Genomic DNA, 16,634 nt, shown 5'->3' on the forward strand with positions numbered 1-16,634 from the left:
GAGTTGCAGACCTTAAAATTGTTTGCTATTTTTACAAGGATTAAATTTTTTCAAATGAAAAATTATTGGCTCCTTTTTATAGTACTTTTTTTTTCAATTTCTTTAGTAGCACAATCTGTTGAAGAACAAAATCCGCCGTTTAACATTAAAACAATTTCTTTTGTTCAAAATGGTAGAAATGTTATTCCGTTTTTTAAATTGGGCGATACATTTGAAATTCAATTTGATGATTTATACAGCGATGAAGCCGATTATTATTACACAATAACGCATTATAATTCCGATTGGAGTGGTCCGTCAAATTTATCCAAGGCCGAATACTTAACGGGAATGGACAATCAAAGAATAATTACCTATCAAAATTCATTCAATACTTTACAGCTTTATTCGCATTACAAGCAAGTATTCCCAAATAAATTCAATCAAATAACAAAAAGTGGTAATTATTTAATTACCGTTTTAAATGATGAAAGTGAAGTTATTTTTTCCAGAAAATTCATTTTATACGAAGAAGAAACAGCAGTAGGATTACTTATTAGAAGATCGCGTGATTTTGAAACTATTGATACAAAACAAAATATTGAATTGACCATAAATTATGGCGATAAAATATTACAAAATCCAATTCAAAATATAAAAGTAACGTTGTTTCAAAATGGAAATTGGAAAACTACTATTTCAGGGATTAAACCACAATATACTTTGGGTTCTGAATTGATTTATAGATACAATAAAGAAACACAATTTTGGGGCGGAAACGAATGCTATACAATTGATAATAAAATAATCCGAGCCACAAACAATACAGTCTATAAAGTAACTTCAGGTGACAATATTTACAACTCCTATCTTTATACAAATATTCCAAGAAAAAACAGTATTTATACTTATTTTCCAGATATTAATGGCAATTTTTTTATTCAAAATGCTAATTCAAACAATCCCGAAACGGAAGCCGATTATACTTGGGTTTATTTTTCTTTAGACGCACCATTTGCACTAGAAAAAGAACTATTTGTTGTCGGAATGTTTAATAATTATGCTCTTTCTGAAGATTCAAAAATGGAATTCAATTCAACCACTAAACGATACGAAAAAGCACTATTATTAAAGCAAGGTTTTACTAATTATCAATATATTTTAGCAGATAAATCTGGGAAAATTGACTTTGAAAATGCAATAGATGGAAATCATTTCCAAACCGAAAACAATTACACCGCACTTATTTATTACAGAGCCAATAATGACCGATACGACAGGGTTATAGGAATTGCAAACACCAATAGTGAAGATATTAAAAATTAATTCTTAAAAGATTGGAAATAATTGATTTCTATCATTTTACAAAAAAATTAACAATCAATTCTAATAAAATACTATAATTTTTGTAATTTTGAAAAAGATTACTTTTGAAAAAGATATTTAATAAATGGTAAGCCAAATTACAAGAGGAATAAAGATTTCTGTTTTAACTAGTTTTGAAGGCACTTACTTCAAAAACTATAAAATTCATTATGCCTTTACTTACCATGTAACAATTGAAAATCAAAGTAAAGATTCTGTTCAGTTAAATTCGCGCCATTGGGAAATTTTTGATGCACTAAACGACATGGAAATGGTAGATGGTGAAGGAGTTATTGGTAAAAAACCAGTTTTAAAACCTGGAGAAACGTATACTTATTCTTCAGGCTGTTTGTTGTCTTCACCTATTGGAGCTATGAAAGGCCACTTTAATATGGTAAATTTCACTTCTACACGTTGTTTTAAAGTTGAAATTCCTGCCTTTAAATTAGGAGCACCTTTTGCGCTTAATTAATTTTATTTTTTTCCATAATACCTTAACGCACTTTTGTTATCGATTATTCAAAATTTACTTTGTATTTTTGTAATCGTTTACGATAAACACACAAATTAGCACTCAAAATTTTTTAATTTTCACCCTAAGACGCTGTTCTAAATAAGTGAAGCAAAAATAGAAAACCATGTTAAAAGGATTTTTTAATGTACCAAAAGCGGTTAATGAACCCGTAAAATCATACGCGCCTGGTTCTGTAGAAAGAACAAAAGTTTCCGAAACCTATAAAACCATGTGGAACGCTTCAGTAGAAGTTCCGCTTTATATTGGTAGCGAAGAAATTAAAACAGGCAATACCAAAAAAATGACAGCCCCACACGATCACCAACATGTAGTGGGAATTTATCATCAAGCCGACAGAGCGTTAGTTGAAAAAGCTATTTCTTCTGCATTAGAGGCTCGTAAAAAATGGGCCGCAATGGCTTGGGAAAATCGTGCAAGTATTTTCTTAAAAGCAGCCGAATTATTAGCAGGACCATACCGCGCTAAAATCAATGCGGCTACTATGATTGCACAATCAAAAACTATTCATCAAGCCGAAATTGATGCTGCTTGTGAATTAATTGATTTCTTACGCTACAACGTAGAATTTATGACCAAAATATACGCAGACCAACCCGCTTCTACTTCAGACATGTGGAATCGAGTTGAGTACAGACCTTTAGAAGGTTTTGTATATGCAATTACGCCTTTTAATTTCACCGCTATTGCAGGAAATTTACCTTCAAGTGCCGCTTTAATGGGTAACGTAGTGATTTGGAAACCAGCTGCAACGCAAGTCTATTCTGCAAATGTGATTATGCAAGTATTCAAAGAAGCAGGTTTACCAGACGGTGTAATTAATATGGTAATGGGTGATTCTGGAATGGTTTCTGACGTAGTTTTATCAAATCCGCATTTAGCAGGAGTTCACTTTACAGGTTCTACTGGTGTTTTTAATGATATTTGGAAAAATATTGGAACTAATATCGCAAATTATAAAACCTATCCAAGAATTGTAGGAGAAACAGGTGGAAAAGATTTCATCATTGCACATCCATCTGCAAATCCAGTGCAAGTTGCAGTAGGGATTGCTCGAGGTGCTTTTGAATTCCAAGGACAAAAATGTAGTGCCGCTTCTCGTGTTTATGTACCACAAAGTTTGTGGCCAGCGGTTCAAACTCAATTAGAATCCGATTTGAAATCAATGAAAATGGGGTCGCCAGAAGATATGAGTAATTTTATTACGGCGGTTATTTCTGAAGCATCATTTGATAAATTAGCACGTTACATCGACCAAGCCAAAAAAGACAGCGATGCCGAAGTAATCTTGGGCGGAAATTATGATAAATCAAAAGGATATTTCATTGAACCAACGGTTATTTTAACTTCTAATCCAAAATACGCAACCATGGAAACCGAGTTATTTGGACCCGTAGTTACAATTTATATTTACGAAGATGCCAAATGGTCTGAAACATTGAAATTAGTTGACGAAACTTCAGAATATGCGTTAACAGGTGCGGTATTTAGCCAATGTCGTTATGCAGTGGAAGAAGCAACCGTTGCACTACAAAATGCAGCAGGAAACTTCTACATCAACGACAAACCAACAGGTGCTGTTGTAGGAATGCAACCGTTTGGAGGCGCAAGAGGTTCTGGAACTAACGATAAAGCTGGTTCAGCACAAAACTTATTGCGCTGGGCTTCTGTTAGAACGATCAAAGAAACATTCGTAACACCAGAAGATTATAAATATCCGTTTTTAGGGTAATTCGAAATACGAGTTTAGAAGTACGAAGTACAAAATAAGAAACCCGATTTTCAGTTGAGAATCGGGTTTTGTTTTATATTATTTTTCTTTCACCCATCACCTAACACCCATCACCCAAAACTACTTCTTATACTTCAACGGCAAATGCACCACTTTCTTAGTCTCAAAAAAATCATCGGTAAAGAAATCTGATAAATTGTATTCTGTGGCTTTTGGGAACGTTGCCAATTCTTCGGTTAAATCGCCACCTTTTAAGTATAAAATTCCGTTGGCTAATTCGTGATTTTGTTTTTTAGTTACTTTATCTTCCACCCAATTCACAAAATCGGGCATATTGGTTACAGCACGACTTACGATGAAATCAAATTCTTGTTTTACTAATTCGGCACGTTTTTGTTCAGCTTTAACATTTTTCAATCCTAACCCAGCAACAACTTCATTGACTACTTTTATTTTTTTAGCAATAACATCAATCAAATAAAAATCAACTTCAGGATGTAAAATCGCTAATGGAATTCCCGGAAAACCACCACCAGTTCCTACGTCCATAATTCTAGACCCAGGACGAAATTCGATAATTTTTGCAATCCCTAATGAATGTAAAACGTGACGTGTGTATAATTCATCAATATCTTTTCTAGAAATTACATTTATTTTTGCATTCCAATCTTCATATAATGCTTGCAATTTTTTAAACTGAAGTATTTGAATTTCAGTTAAATTAGGAAATTGACTTAAAATGGCTTCCATTCGTTAAATTTTCCACAAAAATACGTTTTTTGGTTAATAAAAAGTATGGAATATCATAAATGAAAAAATTATAATATTTATCTTTGACAAAACTTGAATTTTAAAATATGGATACAGCAACACCTGTTTTTTCGAAAGACGACAATCTAAAATTCTTTAGAACCCTAAATAAAAGAGTCAACGATTATTTTAAAGAAAATAAACTAGATAAAACTGGAAATTGGAAACTTCACGTAAAGACCATTGTAATGTTTGGTCTTTTCCTAACTCCTTATTTCTTTTTATTAGCAATGGATATGCCGTTTTGGACTTATTTATTGCTTAATGTAGTAATCGGCATTGGAATGGCAGGCGTAGGAATGAACGTAATGCACGATGGTAATCACGGCGCCTATTCCACCAAATCTTGGGTAAACAAATTAATGGGCGGAAGTATTTATATTTTAGCTGGAAATGTTTACAACTGGCAAGTTCAGCACAATGTGTTACACCACACCTATACAAATATTATTGGTCATGATGAAGATTTAGAAGCAGGAAGAATTTTACGTTTTTCAAAAACAGCTAAATGGTACAGTCATCATAGATTTCAGCATTATTATTCGGTTTTCTTATATGGATTACTAACATTCAACTGGGCTATCACTACCGATTTCCTTCAAATGAAACGTTATTTAAAAAGAAAATTATCTTATGGTGACGCAAAAAGTTCTACTTTTCAGTGGACAACTTTAGTCATTACTAAAGTAATTTACTTTTCCATTTGGTTGGTTTTACCAATGCTTTTAGGAATTACTTGGTGGAAAGTTATCCTTGGTTTTGCAGTAATGCACTACACTGCTGGTTTAATTTTAAGTGTTGTATTTCAGTTAGCACACGTGGTTGAAGATACGGCAAATCCAATTCCAGATGAAAGCGGAGAAATAGAAAATACTTGGGCAATTCATCAACTGTTCACTACTGCTAACTTTGCACCAAAAAACTGGATTGTAAACTATTATACCGGTGGTTTGAATCACCAAATTGAGCATCATATTTTTCCTAATATTAGTCACGTTCACTATAACAAAATTGCTGAAATTGTAAAACAAACCGCAGCTGAATGTAATTTGCCATATCATGAGTTTAAAACAACCCGCGCGGCAATTGCTTCTCACTTTAAACATTTGAGAGAATTAGGAAGAAAACCACAATTAGCATAAAATTAACGATTTAGGAATTAAGATTTTTGATTTAAGAACTTGATTCAAGTCATTTCATTTTTTAGAATAAACAAACACACAACTATGAACCCGTTATCGGATAGAATTAACAATTTAGCTGTCTCTCAAACTTTAGCAATGGCAGCTTTAGCAAGAGAATTAAAAGCACAAGGAAAAGACATTATTAGCCTTAGTTTAGGAGAACCAGATTTCAACACTCCTGAATTTATCAAAGAAGCTGCAAAAAGTGCAATTGATGAAAACTACAGCACTTATTCACCAGTAGAAGGTTACTTAGAATTGAAAGAAGCGATTTGCAAAAAATTCAAAAGAGATAATAATTTAGACTATAAACCATCTCAAATTGTAGTTTCTACTGGAGCTAAACAATCATTATACAACATTGCGCAAGTCATGTTAAATGATGGTGATGAAGTAATTCTTCCTGCACCTTATTGGGTTTCTTATTTCGAAATCATCAAGCTTTCTGGTGGCGTTCCCGTTGAAGTTCCTACTTCTGTAGAAAGTGATTTTAAAATTACACCTGAACAATTAGAAGCGGCAATTACTCCAAAAACAAAAATGATGTGGTTCAGCTCACCTTGTAATCCAAGTGGTTCGGTTTACAATCGTGAAGAATTATCAGCGTTAGCTAAAGTATTAGAAAAATACCCGCATGTATATATAGTTTCAGACGAAATTTATGAACACATCAATTTTTCAGGAACATTTTGTAGTATTGGTTCAATTCCTGGAATGTTAGAAAGAACAATAACGGTTAATGGAGTTGCAAAGGCATTCGCTATGACAGGTTGGAGAATTGGTTATATCGGAGCTCCTGAATTCATTGCAAAAGCGTGTACAAAAATTCAGGGTCAAGTTACTTCAGGAGCTAATTCAATAGCGCAAAGAGCAACAATTACTGCTGTTGAAGCAGATCCAAGTGTATTGAACGAAATGGTAATGGCATTCAAAAATCGTAGAGATTTAGTAGTTGGATTAGTAAAACAAATTCCAGGATTCAAATTGAATGTTCCAGAAGGAGCGTTTTATGTTTTCCCAGATGTTTCTTTTTATTTTGGTAAAACCTTAAAAGGGACCGAAATTAAAAATGCAACCGATTTTTCTATGTTTTTGTTAGCAGAAGCAAACGTTGCAACGGTAACAGGTGATGCTTTTGGAAATCCAAATTGTATTCGTTTCTCTTACGCTACTAGCGAAGCTTTATTAACAGAAGCGATGAAAAGAATTAAAGAAGCGGTTTCTTAAATCAAAAAATATATTCAACACGAATTATACAATAGTGTAATTCGTGTTTTTTTATGCTCTAAATTCAAAAAAAGCGAACTTGAATTAGAAATCTCGAATTTTTTATAAGAACTTTGCATACTTTTTTTGGGCAAATTCCAAATAATTAAAGCTTTACTAATGAAGAAGATCGAAATTTTAGCGCCTGCAAAAAATTTAATACAAGGAATAGCAGCTATAAATAGTGGTGCCGATGCGGTTTATATTGGCGCTCCTTTATATGGTGCTCGTTCAAATGCTACCAATTCTGTTGAAGATATTGCCGAGTTAGTAAAATATGCACATTTATTTAATGCTCAGGTTTTTGTGGTTATCAATACAATTTTATATGATAATGAATTAGAACCTTGCCGTCAGTTGATTTGGAAATTATATGAGATTGGCGTAGATGCCTTGATTATTCAAGATATGGCAATTATGGAAATGGAATTGCCTCCAATCGTATTACATGCCAGCACGCAAGCTAACAATCGGGATGCAGATAAAATTAAATTTTTGGCTGATGCCGGAATCAAGCGTGTCGTTTTAGCACGTGAATTAAACTTGCATCAAATCAAAGAAATCAGCGAAGCTTCTGATGTAGAATTAGAGTTTTTCGTTACGGGTGCCTTATGTGTTTCGTTTAGCGGAAATTGTTATATGAGTGTGGCAAACGGTGAACGTTCAGCAAATAGAGGTTCTTGTGCGCAAAATTGCCGTTTACCTTATAATTTAATTGACGGAAATGGCGACACTCTAATCAAAAATAGCCACTTACTTTCGATTAAAGATTTTGATGTTTCGGATCAAATTCCAAATTTAGTCGAAGCAGGAATTAGTTCGTTTAAAATTGAAGGGCGATTGAAGGATATCGTTTATGTAAAAAATAATGTTTCCTATTTACGTCAGAAATTAGATGCTTTCTTAGCTGAAAATCCTGAAAAATACACCAAAGCTTCTTCTGGAAAATGCACGTTTTTGTTTGATTCTTCATTAGATAGAACCTTTAATCGTGGTTATACCGATTATTTTGTAAACGAAAGGCATCAATCAATAGGTTCTTGGGAAAGTCCAAAATCAAAAGGGCAATACATTGGAAAACTGATAAAAACCGTTGGAAATTCATACGAAATTGAAAATGGTGAATTACTAAATAATGGTGACGGATTGTGTTTTATCAACGAAAACAACGAAGCCGAAGGAATTTACGTCAACCGTGCCGAAAACGGAATTATTTATCCAAATGTATTGAAAGAAATCAAAGAAGGAGCGTTTATATACCGAAATAACGATGCGGCTTTCATTAAATTGGTAGAACGAGAAGACAGTGCCGTTCGAAAAATCAGTACCACTTTAGAATTAAAAGAAAACGAAACGGGTTTTGAATTAATTGCAACTGACGAAGATGGAAATGTAAGTATTGCTAATTTAATTCACCAAAAAGAGCTTACTAAAAATAATGAATCTATAGCAGAAAATTTCAAAGTTAATTTAGCAAAAACTGGGTTTACACCCTATAATGCTGATGAAATTACGATTGAATTTTCTCAAAATTGGTTTTTACCAATATCGAAAATTAACGAAATGCGAAGAACCGTTTTCGAACAGTTATCGGAAATTCGTTTAAATAATTATGTTCGAAAGGAGCATCAAATAGTAAAAACATCACATCCTTATCCAGAAGCAAAATTGGATTTTATGTACAATGTTTCCAATAAAACCGCTCGAAAATTCTACGAACGTCATGGTGTAACCGAAATCGAAAAAGCATTCGAATTACAATGGGATCCAGGAAAATCGCGTGTAATGACTACCAAATATTGTATTAAATACGAATTGGAACGCTGTCCAAAATATCATCCAGAACATCGAGATAAAAAAGTAAAAGAACCTTTAGTTTTGAAACAAGGCGAATTAGAATACAAACTAAAATTCAATTGCAAACCTTGCGAAATGGAAATTTGGGAAAAAGATGCCGAATTTGAAATTGAAGAGGAAGATTAATTAAATAACGTAATTATGAAGAAAATACTATTGTTTTTATTGATATGTAACAGCTCAATTATTTTCGCACAAGAAAAAAATGAAACTTCGAAAAATCAAATTGTAGAAGCATCCTGTGGCCAATGTCAATTTGGAATGAAAGGTCACGACTGTGATTTAGCCGTTCGTATTGAAGGTAAATCTTATTTTGTAAAAGGAACTTCAATTGATTCTCATGGCGATGCCCACGCCAAAGATGGATTTTGTACCTGCATTAGAAAGGCAGAAGTTGTTGGAGAAATAAAAGATAATATATTTATTGTAACGTATTTTAAATTAATGCCCATACAGCTACCTAAATTATAGAAAAATCTATGGAAAATACAGTTTTACACAAAGCAAATACAAGAGGTCACGCCAATCACGGTTGGTTAAATGCTTATCATAGTTTTAGTTTTGCAAGTTGGTATAATCCAGATAGGGTACAATTTGGAACGTTACGTGTTTTAAATGACGACACAGTTGCCGCAGGAATGGGTTTTGGCACGCATCCACACGATAATATGGAAATTATTACCATTCCACTTGAAGGTGATTTGGCACATAAAGATAGTATGGGAAATGAATCTATTATCAAAACGGGAGATGTCCAAGTTATGAGTGCTGGAACTGGAATTCAACATAGTGAGTTCAATCCGAATGCTGATTTACAAACGAAATTATTTCAAATTTGGTTATTTCCAAAAACCAGAAATGTAACACCACGCTACCAACAAATTACTTTAGATGTTGCCAAACAAAAAAATAATTTCGCTCAAATTTTATCACCAAATGCTGATGATGCTGGAGTTTGGATTTATCAAGATGCTTGGTTTCATTTAGCTGATTTCGACAAAGATTTTTCTAAAACGTACGAAATAAAAAAAGAAGGTAATGGCATATACGTATTTGTGATTTCAGGAACAATTACGGTTAATGGTCAAAAATTAGAAACCCGAGATGGATTTGGAATTTGGAATTTTAAAAATTTGGAATTTACAGCCACAACTAATACGAAGTTTTTATTAATGGAAATTCCAATGGAATAATAAATAGTATTCAGTGTTCAGTTAAAAAAATTGTTATTTTTGCCATTCAAGAAAAACTTGAAACTTTAAACTTGAAACAAAACTTATGAAAGCATACATATTTCCAGGTCAAGGAGCACAATTCCCAGGAATGGGTAAAGATTTATATGAAACCTCAACAGTAGCAAAAAATTTATTTGAAAGAGCTAATGAAATTTTAGGTTTCCGAATTACAGATGTTATGTTTGAAGGTTCGGCTGAAGAATTAAAAGAAACCAAAGTAACACAACCAGCTGTTTTCTTACATTCGGTAATTTTAGCTAAAGTTTTAGAGGTAAAACCTGATATGGTTGCCGGACATTCATTAGGCGAATTTTCAGCTTTAGTAGTCAATGGAGCATTATCTTTTGAAGATGGCTTAAAATTAGTTTCAAAAAGAGCTTTAGCCATGCAAAAAGCATGTGAAATCACTCCTTCAACTATGGCTGCGGTTTTAAATTTAGAAGATAAAATTGTTGAAGATATTTGTGCTTCAATTAATGGGATTGTAGTGGCTGCAAATTATAATTGTCCCGGACAATTGGTAATTTCGGGCGAATATAAAGCTGTGGAATTGGCATGTGAAAAAATGAAAGAAGCTGGAGCCAAACGCGCTTTAATTTTGCCTGTTGGAGGTGCTTTCCACTCACCAATGATGGAACCTGCAAGAGAAGAATTAGCTGCTGCTATTGAAGCAACAACTTTTTCAAACCCTACCTGCCCTGTCTATCAAAACGTAACCGCTAAGGCAGTTTCAAATCCTTCTGAAATTAAAAATAATTTGATTTCTCAACTAACAGGTGCGGTAAAATGGACTCAATCCGTTAATCAAATGATTGCTGATGGCGCTACAAGTTTCACAGAAGTGGGACCAGGAAAAGTACTAGTAGGATTAGTAAATAAAATCAATAAAGAAGTCGAAACGATTTCTGCATAAATATTTCTTTTTCAATTTATTAATTTGGCACCTATTTTGTTATATTTATAGAAATTAAATCCTTCATTATGAGAAAAATAATTGCATTACTTGCCGTTACAACAATAGGAATGGCTTGTAAAGAAGAAACCAAAGAAAAATTAAAAGAAGCCTCTGCAGCGGTTTCAACTGATGTAAAAGAGTCGATTGATTCTGTTAAAACAAAAGCAGAAAATGCTATTGATTCTTCAAAAGTAGGCGCAAAAGAACTTTTAGTTAAAGGTGCCGAAAAAGTAGAACAAGAGGCAAAAAAAATTAAAGAATCAGCAAAAGAGTAAAAATTAATCCTCATGAACACAACATGAGGATTTATTTTTATAAACAAAAGCAACAAAATTGTATCTTGCCATCGTTAAAAATTGCATTACAAATTAATTATAATACTATGAAGTTTTTTAGAATATTACTTATTTTATTGGTTTTACCCGCCTTTGCACAACAAGGTGGTATGTGGATTCCTAGCCTTTTAAAAGGAGGCAACGAAAAAGAAATGAAAGCCTTGGGAATGAAAATTAGTGCCGATGATATTTATTCGGTAAATAATTCTAGCCTAAAAGATGCTGTTCCTCATTTTGATGGAGGTTGTACTGCAGAAATGATTTCTCCAAAAGGGCTTCTTTTAACTAATCACCATTGTGGTTATGACAATATTCAAAGTCATTCAACTGTTGAACATGATTATTTAACTGATGGTTTTTGGGCCTACAAAATGGAAGATGAATTACCAAATAAAGATCTAACAGTTACTTTCATTATTAAAATTGAAGATGTAACCGCTAAAATTTTTGAAGGTGTTTTAAATCTTCCTTCGGAAAGTGACAAACAAAAGAAAATTCAACAAAATATAGCTGCTTTAAGCAAAAGTTTTCCAAAAGAAGCATGGCAGGAAGCGATGATTCGTGCTTTTTATGACGGAAATCAATACGTGTTGTTTGTAACCGAAACCTTTAAAGATGTTCGATTAGTTGGTGCTCCGCCTAGTTCAATTGGAAAATTTGGATCAGATACTGATAACTGGGTGTGGCCTCGTCATACAGGTGATTTCTCTTTATTTAGAATCTATGCTGATCAAAACAATCGCCCTGCAGAATATTCAAAAGACAACGTTCCTTATAAACCAAAACACTTTTTTCCCGTTTCTGCAAAAGGAATTCAAGAAAACGATTTTACAATGGTAATGGGCTATCCGGGAAGAACTCAGGAATATTTACCCTCATTTGCTGTAGCGCAAATTGTAAATGATTTAAATCCTGCAAAAATTGAAATACGTGATGCTGCTTTAAAAGTACAAGATGGTTTCATGAGAAAAGACAATGCAATTAAAATTCAATATGCTTCAAAATATGCTGGAGTAGCCAATTATTGGAAAAAATGGATTGGAGAAACTAAAGGTTTGAAAAAATCAAATGCAGTTGCCATCAAAAAAGATTTTGAAAAAAAATTCCAAGAAAGAGTAAATAAAGCAGGCAAAAAAGCTGAATATGGGACTATTTTGGCTGATTTTGAAAAAAACTATTCAGAAATTAAGGAATTAGCTATTGCAAGAGATTACTTTACAGAAGTTGTTTTGCGTAATTCAGAAATCTTATCCTTTGCGTATCGATTATATCAATTAGAGCAAGTTTACAATACAAAAGGAGAGCAATCTTTTAATGATAGAAAAAATAATTTAATATCTGGATTTGAAGGGATATATAAAGATTACAGTGCGCAAGTTGACGAAAAAGTTTTTGAACAATTAATCGGTTTATACGCTACAAAATCGCCAAAACAATTTTTACCAGAATCGGTACAAAATATCAATCCAACATCGTCGGCAAGACTTATTTTTGATAACTCAAAATTAACCAACTATAGTGGCTTGAAAGAATTATTAAATGGTGATCCAAAGGCGGTTTTAGAAAAATTAAATCAGGATCCAGCCTATAAACTAGTTAAAATAATAGCAGATAGTTATCTAAAAAATGTAGCGCCTAAATTTGATGAAATCAATTTAAAAAACAGTGCCTTACAGAGAACCTACATGAAGGGAATTTTAGAATTTTTTCCTAATGATAGAATTTTTCCAGACGCAAATAGTACGTTACGAGTAACTTACGGTAAAGTAAAGGGTTATAAACCAAGTGACGCCGTTAGTTATCAACCTATAAGTTACTTAGACGGAGTTATCGAAAAATATGTCCCAGGGGATTATGAATTTGATGTGCCAAAAAAATTAATCGATTTATATAATGCGAAAGATTTCGGAAAATATGCAGATAAAAACGGAAAAATGCCATTAGCGTTCATTGCAACAAATCATACTACGGGAGGAAACTCTGGAAGTCCGGCTTTAGATGCATCAGGAAATCTTATCGGATTAAACTTTGATAGAGTTTGGGAAGGTACTATGAGTGACATTTATTACAGCCCCGAAATCTGTAGAAACATTATGGTAGACACACGTTATATTTTGTTTGTGATTGATAAATTTGCTGGTGCTAAAAACCTTATTGAGGAGATTACAATAGTGTATCCTAAGTCAAAAAATACAAAATAATTACAACTATTTTATATAAATAAAAGTTTGGCACGCCATTTGAAATGAAGCATTTAAGAAAGCAATGAAAAAAAAATGAAAAAATTTGTCAAAAAATATTTTGACATGTTAAAAAATTTATATCTTTGCCTTGAATTAATAATTAACCTTTATAATTTAGTAAGATGAAAAAAGTTATTTTAAGTTTAGCAATTGTTGCTGCTATGTTCGTTTCTTGTAAAGAAACTGCTGCTGAAACTACAGAAGCTGTAGATTCAACTGCTGTTGAAGCTCCTGCTGTTGAAGAGGCTCCTGCTGATTCTACTGCTGTTGCTGCTGATTCTACTGCTGCACCTGCTGCTGAAGCTGCACCTGCTAAGTAATTTATTGCTACAGAAAAATTAAGCTCCACTAGGTGGGGCTTTTTTTATTTCTAAGATTGTCCAAAAACATCTTCCGCAGATGAAAAATCTAGATATTCAGCTTTATCTGCATATTTAATAATTTCATCAATTCCCTTTTGAAGCAATAATTGCGTTGTATATCGTCTACTAACAGCTATCTCATGGTCATCTAGTATCAATCGGAAGAAAAACTTACCGCTAGATGATTTAAAACGAAGAAAAACACACCGTTCTATTGCACTTTTAAGAAATTCTATTTGTTCTTCACATTCAAAACGCAATTCAAAGTCGTTACTAGTAAAAATAGTTTTCCCTTTTCGGGAAACAAATTCATATTTATAAGCTCCGTACGTTCGTTGTACAATGATAAATGTACTCATTTTATAAAAATATTTGAAGCGAAGTTACTATTTTAAACGAAATTAGTTAAGTTGTAAATAAAAACTATTCATTCATATGAATTATTTTATGTAATATAAATCATAAAAAAAATAATTTCAGATAAATTAAAATTATCTATATTTGCTACATATAGACAATAAATTGCGGAAATCATGAATATAAGTTTTACAAAAAAGCAGGAGATTTACATCAATAAACAAGTGGAAACAGGTGATTATCAAAACAATAGTGAAGTGATAAGAGATGCCTTACGTTTGCATGAAATTTATAGAGAAAAAGTAATTACTGATTTGAGAAATGAAATCGAAAAGGGTTGGTCATCTGAAAGTAGTGATAGGTCTATTGCAGATATAATTGAGGCAAAAAAAGCAGCATATGCCAAGAAATAAATATGTGTTATCCCTTGAAGCGGACAATGACTTGGAAAAAATATTTGACTATACTTTTGAAGAATTCGGATTTAATCAAGCGGTAAAGTATTTAGATGAAATTGCCAAAGTATTTGTCAAGATTATAAATACGCCTGAAATGGGAAGAAGCAGAAATGAGATTAAAAAAAGTTTATATAGTTTACCCATTGAAAGTCATGTAGTATTTTATACTATACATACTGATCACATTAGGATTGTAAGGGTATTACATGGAGCAAAAGATTTACCAAAAAGTTTTTGAGTAATCATGTTTTAAAATGTAAAAAGCTCCAAACATAGTTTGGAGCTTTTTGTACTCAAGGCGGGACTTGAACCCGCACGGGCATTACTACCCACTGGATTTTAAGTCCAGCGTGTCTACCAATTCCACCACTCAAGCATGTCTGCTTTTTGAACTTTTTTAGCTAATTTTTAGAAAAAATTAATTAAAGTTATTCTCAAGCATCTTATTGTGTAAACACAACAATTGGTATTTTTATTTTTGAGCGAAAAACGGGGCTCGAACCCGCGACCTCGACCTTGGCAAGGTCGCGCTCTACCAGCTGAGCTATTTTCGCAATTTTAAAGGAACGTATGCATATCTTTCGTAATGCGAGTGCAAATATAATATATATTTTTATTTTCACAAGTAGTTTTTATATAAAAAATAAATCTTTTTTATAACCTTTTGATAACGAATATTTTATTTGAAAAATTATTTTTTTACCAACATTCGCTTGATTTCGTTTAGCTTCATTAAAGCTTCTACAGGTGTTAAAGTATTGATATCAATATTCATGATTTCTTCTTTAATATCTTCCAAAAGTGGATCGTCTAAATTAAAGATACTCAATTGCAATTCATCATTTGTCGATTTAATACCAGACAACTCTTCGCTCGAATGTCTTTTTTCTAATTGCTTTAACAATTTTTGTGCTTTTTGAATCACAATTTGAGGCATACCAGCCATTTTTGCTACGTGAATTCCAAAACTATGGGCGCTTCCACCTTTTACTAATTTACGAATGAATAAAACCGTATCTTTTAATTCCTTTACCGAAACATTGAAATTCTGAATACGATCAAACGTTACTTCCATTTCGTTTAATTCATGGTAGTGTGTTGCAAATAATGTTTTCGGCTTATTTGGATGTTCGTGTAAAAATTCTGAAATCGCCCAAGCAATTGAAATTCCGTCATAGGTTGAAGTTCCTCTTCCAATTTCATCTAACAACACCAAACTCCTTTCGGAAATATTATTCAAAATCGAAGCCGTTTCGTTCATTTCTACCATAAAAGTAGATTCGCCCATCGAAATGTTATCACTTGCTCCTACTCTAGTAAAAATTTTATCCACTACACCCATTCGCACGCTTTCTGCAGGAACAAAACTACCCATTTGAGCCATCAACACAATCAAAGCTGTTTGACGCAAAATGGCCGATTTACCCGACATATTTGGACCGGTGATCATGATGATTTGTTGGGATTCTCTATCCAAATAGACATCATTAGAAATATAAGGCACGCCCACAGGCAACTGCTTTTCAATAACAGGATGGCGTCCTTCTTTGATTTCTAAATCGAAACTTTCATCTAAATCGGGGCAAACGTATTTATTATCAATCGCTAATTGTGTGAAAGAAGTCAAACAATCCAATTGCGCAATTAAATTGGCATTCAACTGAACATGTTTGATATACGTAGCAATCCAATTCACCAATTGCTCAAACAACTGCGATTCTAATTGATGAATTTTTTCTTCGGCTCCTAAAATCTTCGATTCATATTCTTTTAATTCTTCAGTAATGTAGCGCTCTGCATTTACTAAAGTTTGCTTACGAATCCATTCGGCTGGAACTTTATCTTTATGTGTATTTCGAACTTCTATATAATATCCAAAAACATTATTGAACGAAACTTTCAACGATGGAATACCTGAAGCAATACTTTCTCTTTGTTCTAATTCTTCTAAATAGCCTTTTCCT

At 32.8% G+C, this 16,634-nt stretch carries 17 protein-coding genes and 2 tRNA genes; 14 read left to right on the forward strand and 5 right to left on the reverse strand.

What is annotated here, in order from left to right:
• The first annotated feature begins 54 nt into the window (after positions 1–54).
• The 3 genes from ACIQZC_RS04005 to pruA all read left to right on the forward strand — a co-directional run bounded on the left by ACIQZC_RS04005 (position 55) and on the right by pruA (position 3,608).
• Positions 55–1,305 carry a DUF5103 domain-containing protein gene (locus ACIQZC_RS04005; RefSeq protein ID WP_396137969.1) on the forward strand — a complete coding sequence of 417 codons (1,251 nt, stop codon included), beginning with the start codon at positions 55–57 and terminating at the stop codon, positions 1,303–1,305.
• A gap of 124 nt (positions 1,306–1,429) precedes the next feature.
• Positions 1,430–1,816, forward strand: a complete 387-nt coding sequence (apaG, locus tag ACIQZC_RS04010) for a Co2+/Mg2+ efflux protein ApaG (protein ID WP_396137953.1) — start codon at positions 1,430–1,432, stop codon at positions 1,814–1,816.
• 166 nt (positions 1,817–1,982) lie between these two features.
• Positions 1,983–3,608, forward strand: coding sequence for an L-glutamate gamma-semialdehyde dehydrogenase (gene pruA / locus ACIQZC_RS04015; RefSeq protein ID WP_396137954.1), 1,626 nt, complete (start codon positions 1,983–1,985; stop codon positions 3,606–3,608).
• A gap of 120 nt (positions 3,609–3,728) precedes the next feature.
• Here pruA and rsmG read toward each other — a convergent pair whose 3' ends face one another.
• On the reverse strand, positions 3,729–4,358 hold the full coding sequence (gene rsmG / locus ACIQZC_RS04020) for a 16S rRNA (guanine(527)-N(7))-methyltransferase RsmG (RefSeq protein ID WP_396137955.1): 630 nt from the start codon (positions 4,356–4,358) through the stop codon (positions 3,729–3,731).
• 107 nt (positions 4,359–4,465) lie between these two features.
• On the opposite strand from rsmG, the gene ACIQZC_RS04025 reads away from it, so the two are divergent.
• The 9 genes from ACIQZC_RS04025 (at position 4,466) to ACIQZC_RS04065 (ending at position 13,813) form a co-directional block, all read left to right on the forward strand.
• Positions 4,466–5,560, forward strand: coding sequence for a fatty acid desaturase family protein (locus ACIQZC_RS04025; protein ID WP_396137956.1), 1,095 nt, complete (start codon positions 4,466–4,468; stop codon positions 5,558–5,560).
• Positions 5,561–5,644: 84 nt separating this feature from the next.
• On the forward strand, positions 5,645–6,829 hold the full coding sequence (locus ACIQZC_RS04030; protein WP_396137957.1) for a pyridoxal phosphate-dependent aminotransferase: 1,185 nt from the start codon (positions 5,645–5,647) through the stop codon (positions 6,827–6,829).
• A gap of 159 nt (positions 6,830–6,988) precedes the next feature.
• Positions 6,989–8,851: a U32 family peptidase gene (locus tag ACIQZC_RS04035; RefSeq protein WP_396137958.1), complete on the forward strand. Its 1,863-nt coding sequence runs from the start codon at positions 6,989–6,991 to the stop codon at positions 8,849–8,851.
• Positions 8,852–8,866: 15 nt separating this feature from the next.
• Positions 8,867–9,196 carry a DUF6370 family protein gene (locus ACIQZC_RS04040; RefSeq protein ID WP_396137959.1) on the forward strand — a complete coding sequence of 110 codons (330 nt, stop codon included), beginning with the start codon at positions 8,867–8,869 and terminating at the stop codon, positions 9,194–9,196.
• Positions 9,197–9,204: 8 nt separating this feature from the next.
• Positions 9,205–9,918: a pirin family protein gene (locus tag ACIQZC_RS04045; protein ID WP_396137960.1), complete on the forward strand. Its 714-nt coding sequence runs from the start codon at positions 9,205–9,207 to the stop codon at positions 9,916–9,918.
• Between the two features lie 85 nt (positions 9,919–10,003).
• The gene (fabD, locus tag ACIQZC_RS04050) at positions 10,004–10,873 is read left to right on the forward strand and encodes an ACP S-malonyltransferase (RefSeq protein WP_396137961.1); all 870 of its coding nucleotides are present in this window, start codon (positions 10,004–10,006) and stop codon (positions 10,871–10,873) included.
• Between the two features lie 68 nt (positions 10,874–10,941).
• Positions 10,942–11,190: a hypothetical protein gene (locus ACIQZC_RS04055; protein WP_396137962.1), complete on the forward strand. Its 249-nt coding sequence runs from the start codon at positions 10,942–10,944 to the stop codon at positions 11,188–11,190.
• 107 nt (positions 11,191–11,297) lie between these two features.
• Complete coding sequence (locus tag ACIQZC_RS04060) at positions 11,298–13,451, forward strand: S46 family peptidase (protein WP_396137963.1); 2,154 nt, start codon at positions 11,298–11,300, stop codon at positions 13,449–13,451.
• A 164-nt stretch (positions 13,452–13,615) separates the two neighbouring features.
• Entirely contained in the window at positions 13,616–13,813 is a 198-nt protein-coding gene (locus ACIQZC_RS04065; RefSeq protein WP_396137964.1) for a hypothetical protein, read from the forward strand.
• A 50-nt stretch (positions 13,814–13,863) separates the two neighbouring features.
• On the opposite strand, the gene ACIQZC_RS04070 is transcribed toward ACIQZC_RS04065, so the two are convergent.
• Complete coding sequence (locus ACIQZC_RS04070) at positions 13,864–14,214, reverse strand: YegP family protein (RefSeq protein ID WP_396137965.1); 351 nt, start codon at positions 14,212–14,214, stop codon at positions 13,864–13,866.
• Between the two features lie 174 nt (positions 14,215–14,388).
• Here ACIQZC_RS04070 and ACIQZC_RS04075 point away from each other — a divergent pair, with 174 nt between their 5' ends.
• Both ACIQZC_RS04075 and ACIQZC_RS04080 read left to right on the forward strand, forming a co-directional pair.
• Positions 14,389–14,625: a type II toxin-antitoxin system ParD family antitoxin gene (locus ACIQZC_RS04075; RefSeq protein ID WP_396137966.1), complete on the forward strand. Its 237-nt coding sequence runs from the start codon at positions 14,389–14,391 to the stop codon at positions 14,623–14,625.
• Entirely contained in the window at positions 14,612–14,908 is a 297-nt protein-coding gene (locus ACIQZC_RS04080; protein WP_396137967.1) for a type II toxin-antitoxin system RelE/ParE family toxin, read from the forward strand. The genes ACIQZC_RS04075 and ACIQZC_RS04080 overlap by 14 nt, the downstream gene beginning before the upstream one ends.
• A gap of 52 nt (positions 14,909–14,960) precedes the next feature.
• Here ACIQZC_RS04080 and ACIQZC_RS04085 read toward each other — a convergent pair.
• From ACIQZC_RS04085 to mutS, 3 genes are all read right to left on the reverse strand, one after another.
• Positions 14,961–15,046: transfer RNA gene (locus tag ACIQZC_RS04085), tRNA-Leu, on the reverse strand.
• A 105-nt stretch (positions 15,047–15,151) separates the two neighbouring features.
• A tRNA-Gly gene (locus ACIQZC_RS04090) sits at positions 15,152–15,224 on the reverse strand.
• Positions 15,225–15,361: 137 nt separating this feature from the next.
• On the reverse strand, positions 15,362–16,634 hold a 1,273-nt coding region (gene mutS / locus ACIQZC_RS04095), incomplete at its 5' end, for a DNA mismatch repair protein MutS (RefSeq protein WP_396137968.1).

Origin of the sequence: Flavobacterium sp. (genome assembly GCF_044338735.1) — a bacterium.
GTDB lineage: Bacteria > Bacteroidota > Bacteroidia > Flavobacteriales > Flavobacteriaceae > Flavobacterium.

Coding starts and splice junctions, on each gene's coding strand:
- ACIQZC_RS04025 (WP_396137956.1), top strand. CDS start 4,466: ATGGATACAGCAACACCTGTTTTTTCGAAAGACGACAATCTAAAATTC.
- apaG (WP_396137953.1), top strand. CDS start 1,430: ATGGTAAGCCAAATTACAAGAGGAATAAAGATTTCTGTTTTAACTAGT.
- ACIQZC_RS04045 (WP_396137960.1), top strand. CDS start 9,205: ATGGAAAATACAGTTTTACACAAAGCAAATACAAGAGGTCACGCCAAT.
- ACIQZC_RS04030 (WP_396137957.1), top strand. CDS start 5,645: ATGAACCCGTTATCGGATAGAATTAACAATTTAGCTGTCTCTCAAACT.
- ACIQZC_RS04060 (WP_396137963.1), top strand. CDS start 11,298: ATGAAGTTTTTTAGAATATTACTTATTTTATTGGTTTTACCCGCCTTT.
- ACIQZC_RS04005 (WP_396137969.1), top strand. CDS start 55: ATGAAAAATTATTGGCTCCTTTTTATAGTACTTTTTTTTTCAATTTCT.
- pruA (WP_396137954.1), top strand. CDS start 1,983: ATGTTAAAAGGATTTTTTAATGTACCAAAAGCGGTTAATGAACCCGTA.
- rsmG (WP_396137955.1), bottom strand. CDS start 4,358: ATGGAAGCCATTTTAAGTCAATTTCCTAATTTAACTGAAATTCAAATA.
- ACIQZC_RS04035 (WP_396137958.1), top strand. CDS start 6,989: ATGAAGAAGATCGAAATTTTAGCGCCTGCAAAAAATTTAATACAAGGA.
- ACIQZC_RS04075 (WP_396137966.1), top strand. CDS start 14,389: ATGAATATAAGTTTTACAAAAAAGCAGGAGATTTACATCAATAAACAA.
- ACIQZC_RS04055 (WP_396137962.1), top strand. CDS start 10,942: ATGAGAAAAATAATTGCATTACTTGCCGTTACAACAATAGGAATGGCT.
- fabD (WP_396137961.1), top strand. CDS start 10,004: ATGAAAGCATACATATTTCCAGGTCAAGGAGCACAATTCCCAGGAATG.
- ACIQZC_RS04080 (WP_396137967.1), top strand. CDS start 14,612: ATGCCAAGAAATAAATATGTGTTATCCCTTGAAGCGGACAATGACTTG.
- ACIQZC_RS04070 (WP_396137965.1), bottom strand. CDS start 14,214: ATGAGTACATTTATCATTGTACAACGAACGTACGGAGCTTATAAATAT.
- ACIQZC_RS04040 (WP_396137959.1), top strand. CDS start 8,867: ATGAAGAAAATACTATTGTTTTTATTGATATGTAACAGCTCAATTATT.
- ACIQZC_RS04065 (WP_396137964.1), top strand. CDS start 13,616: ATGAAAAAAGTTATTTTAAGTTTAGCAATTGTTGCTGCTATGTTCGTT.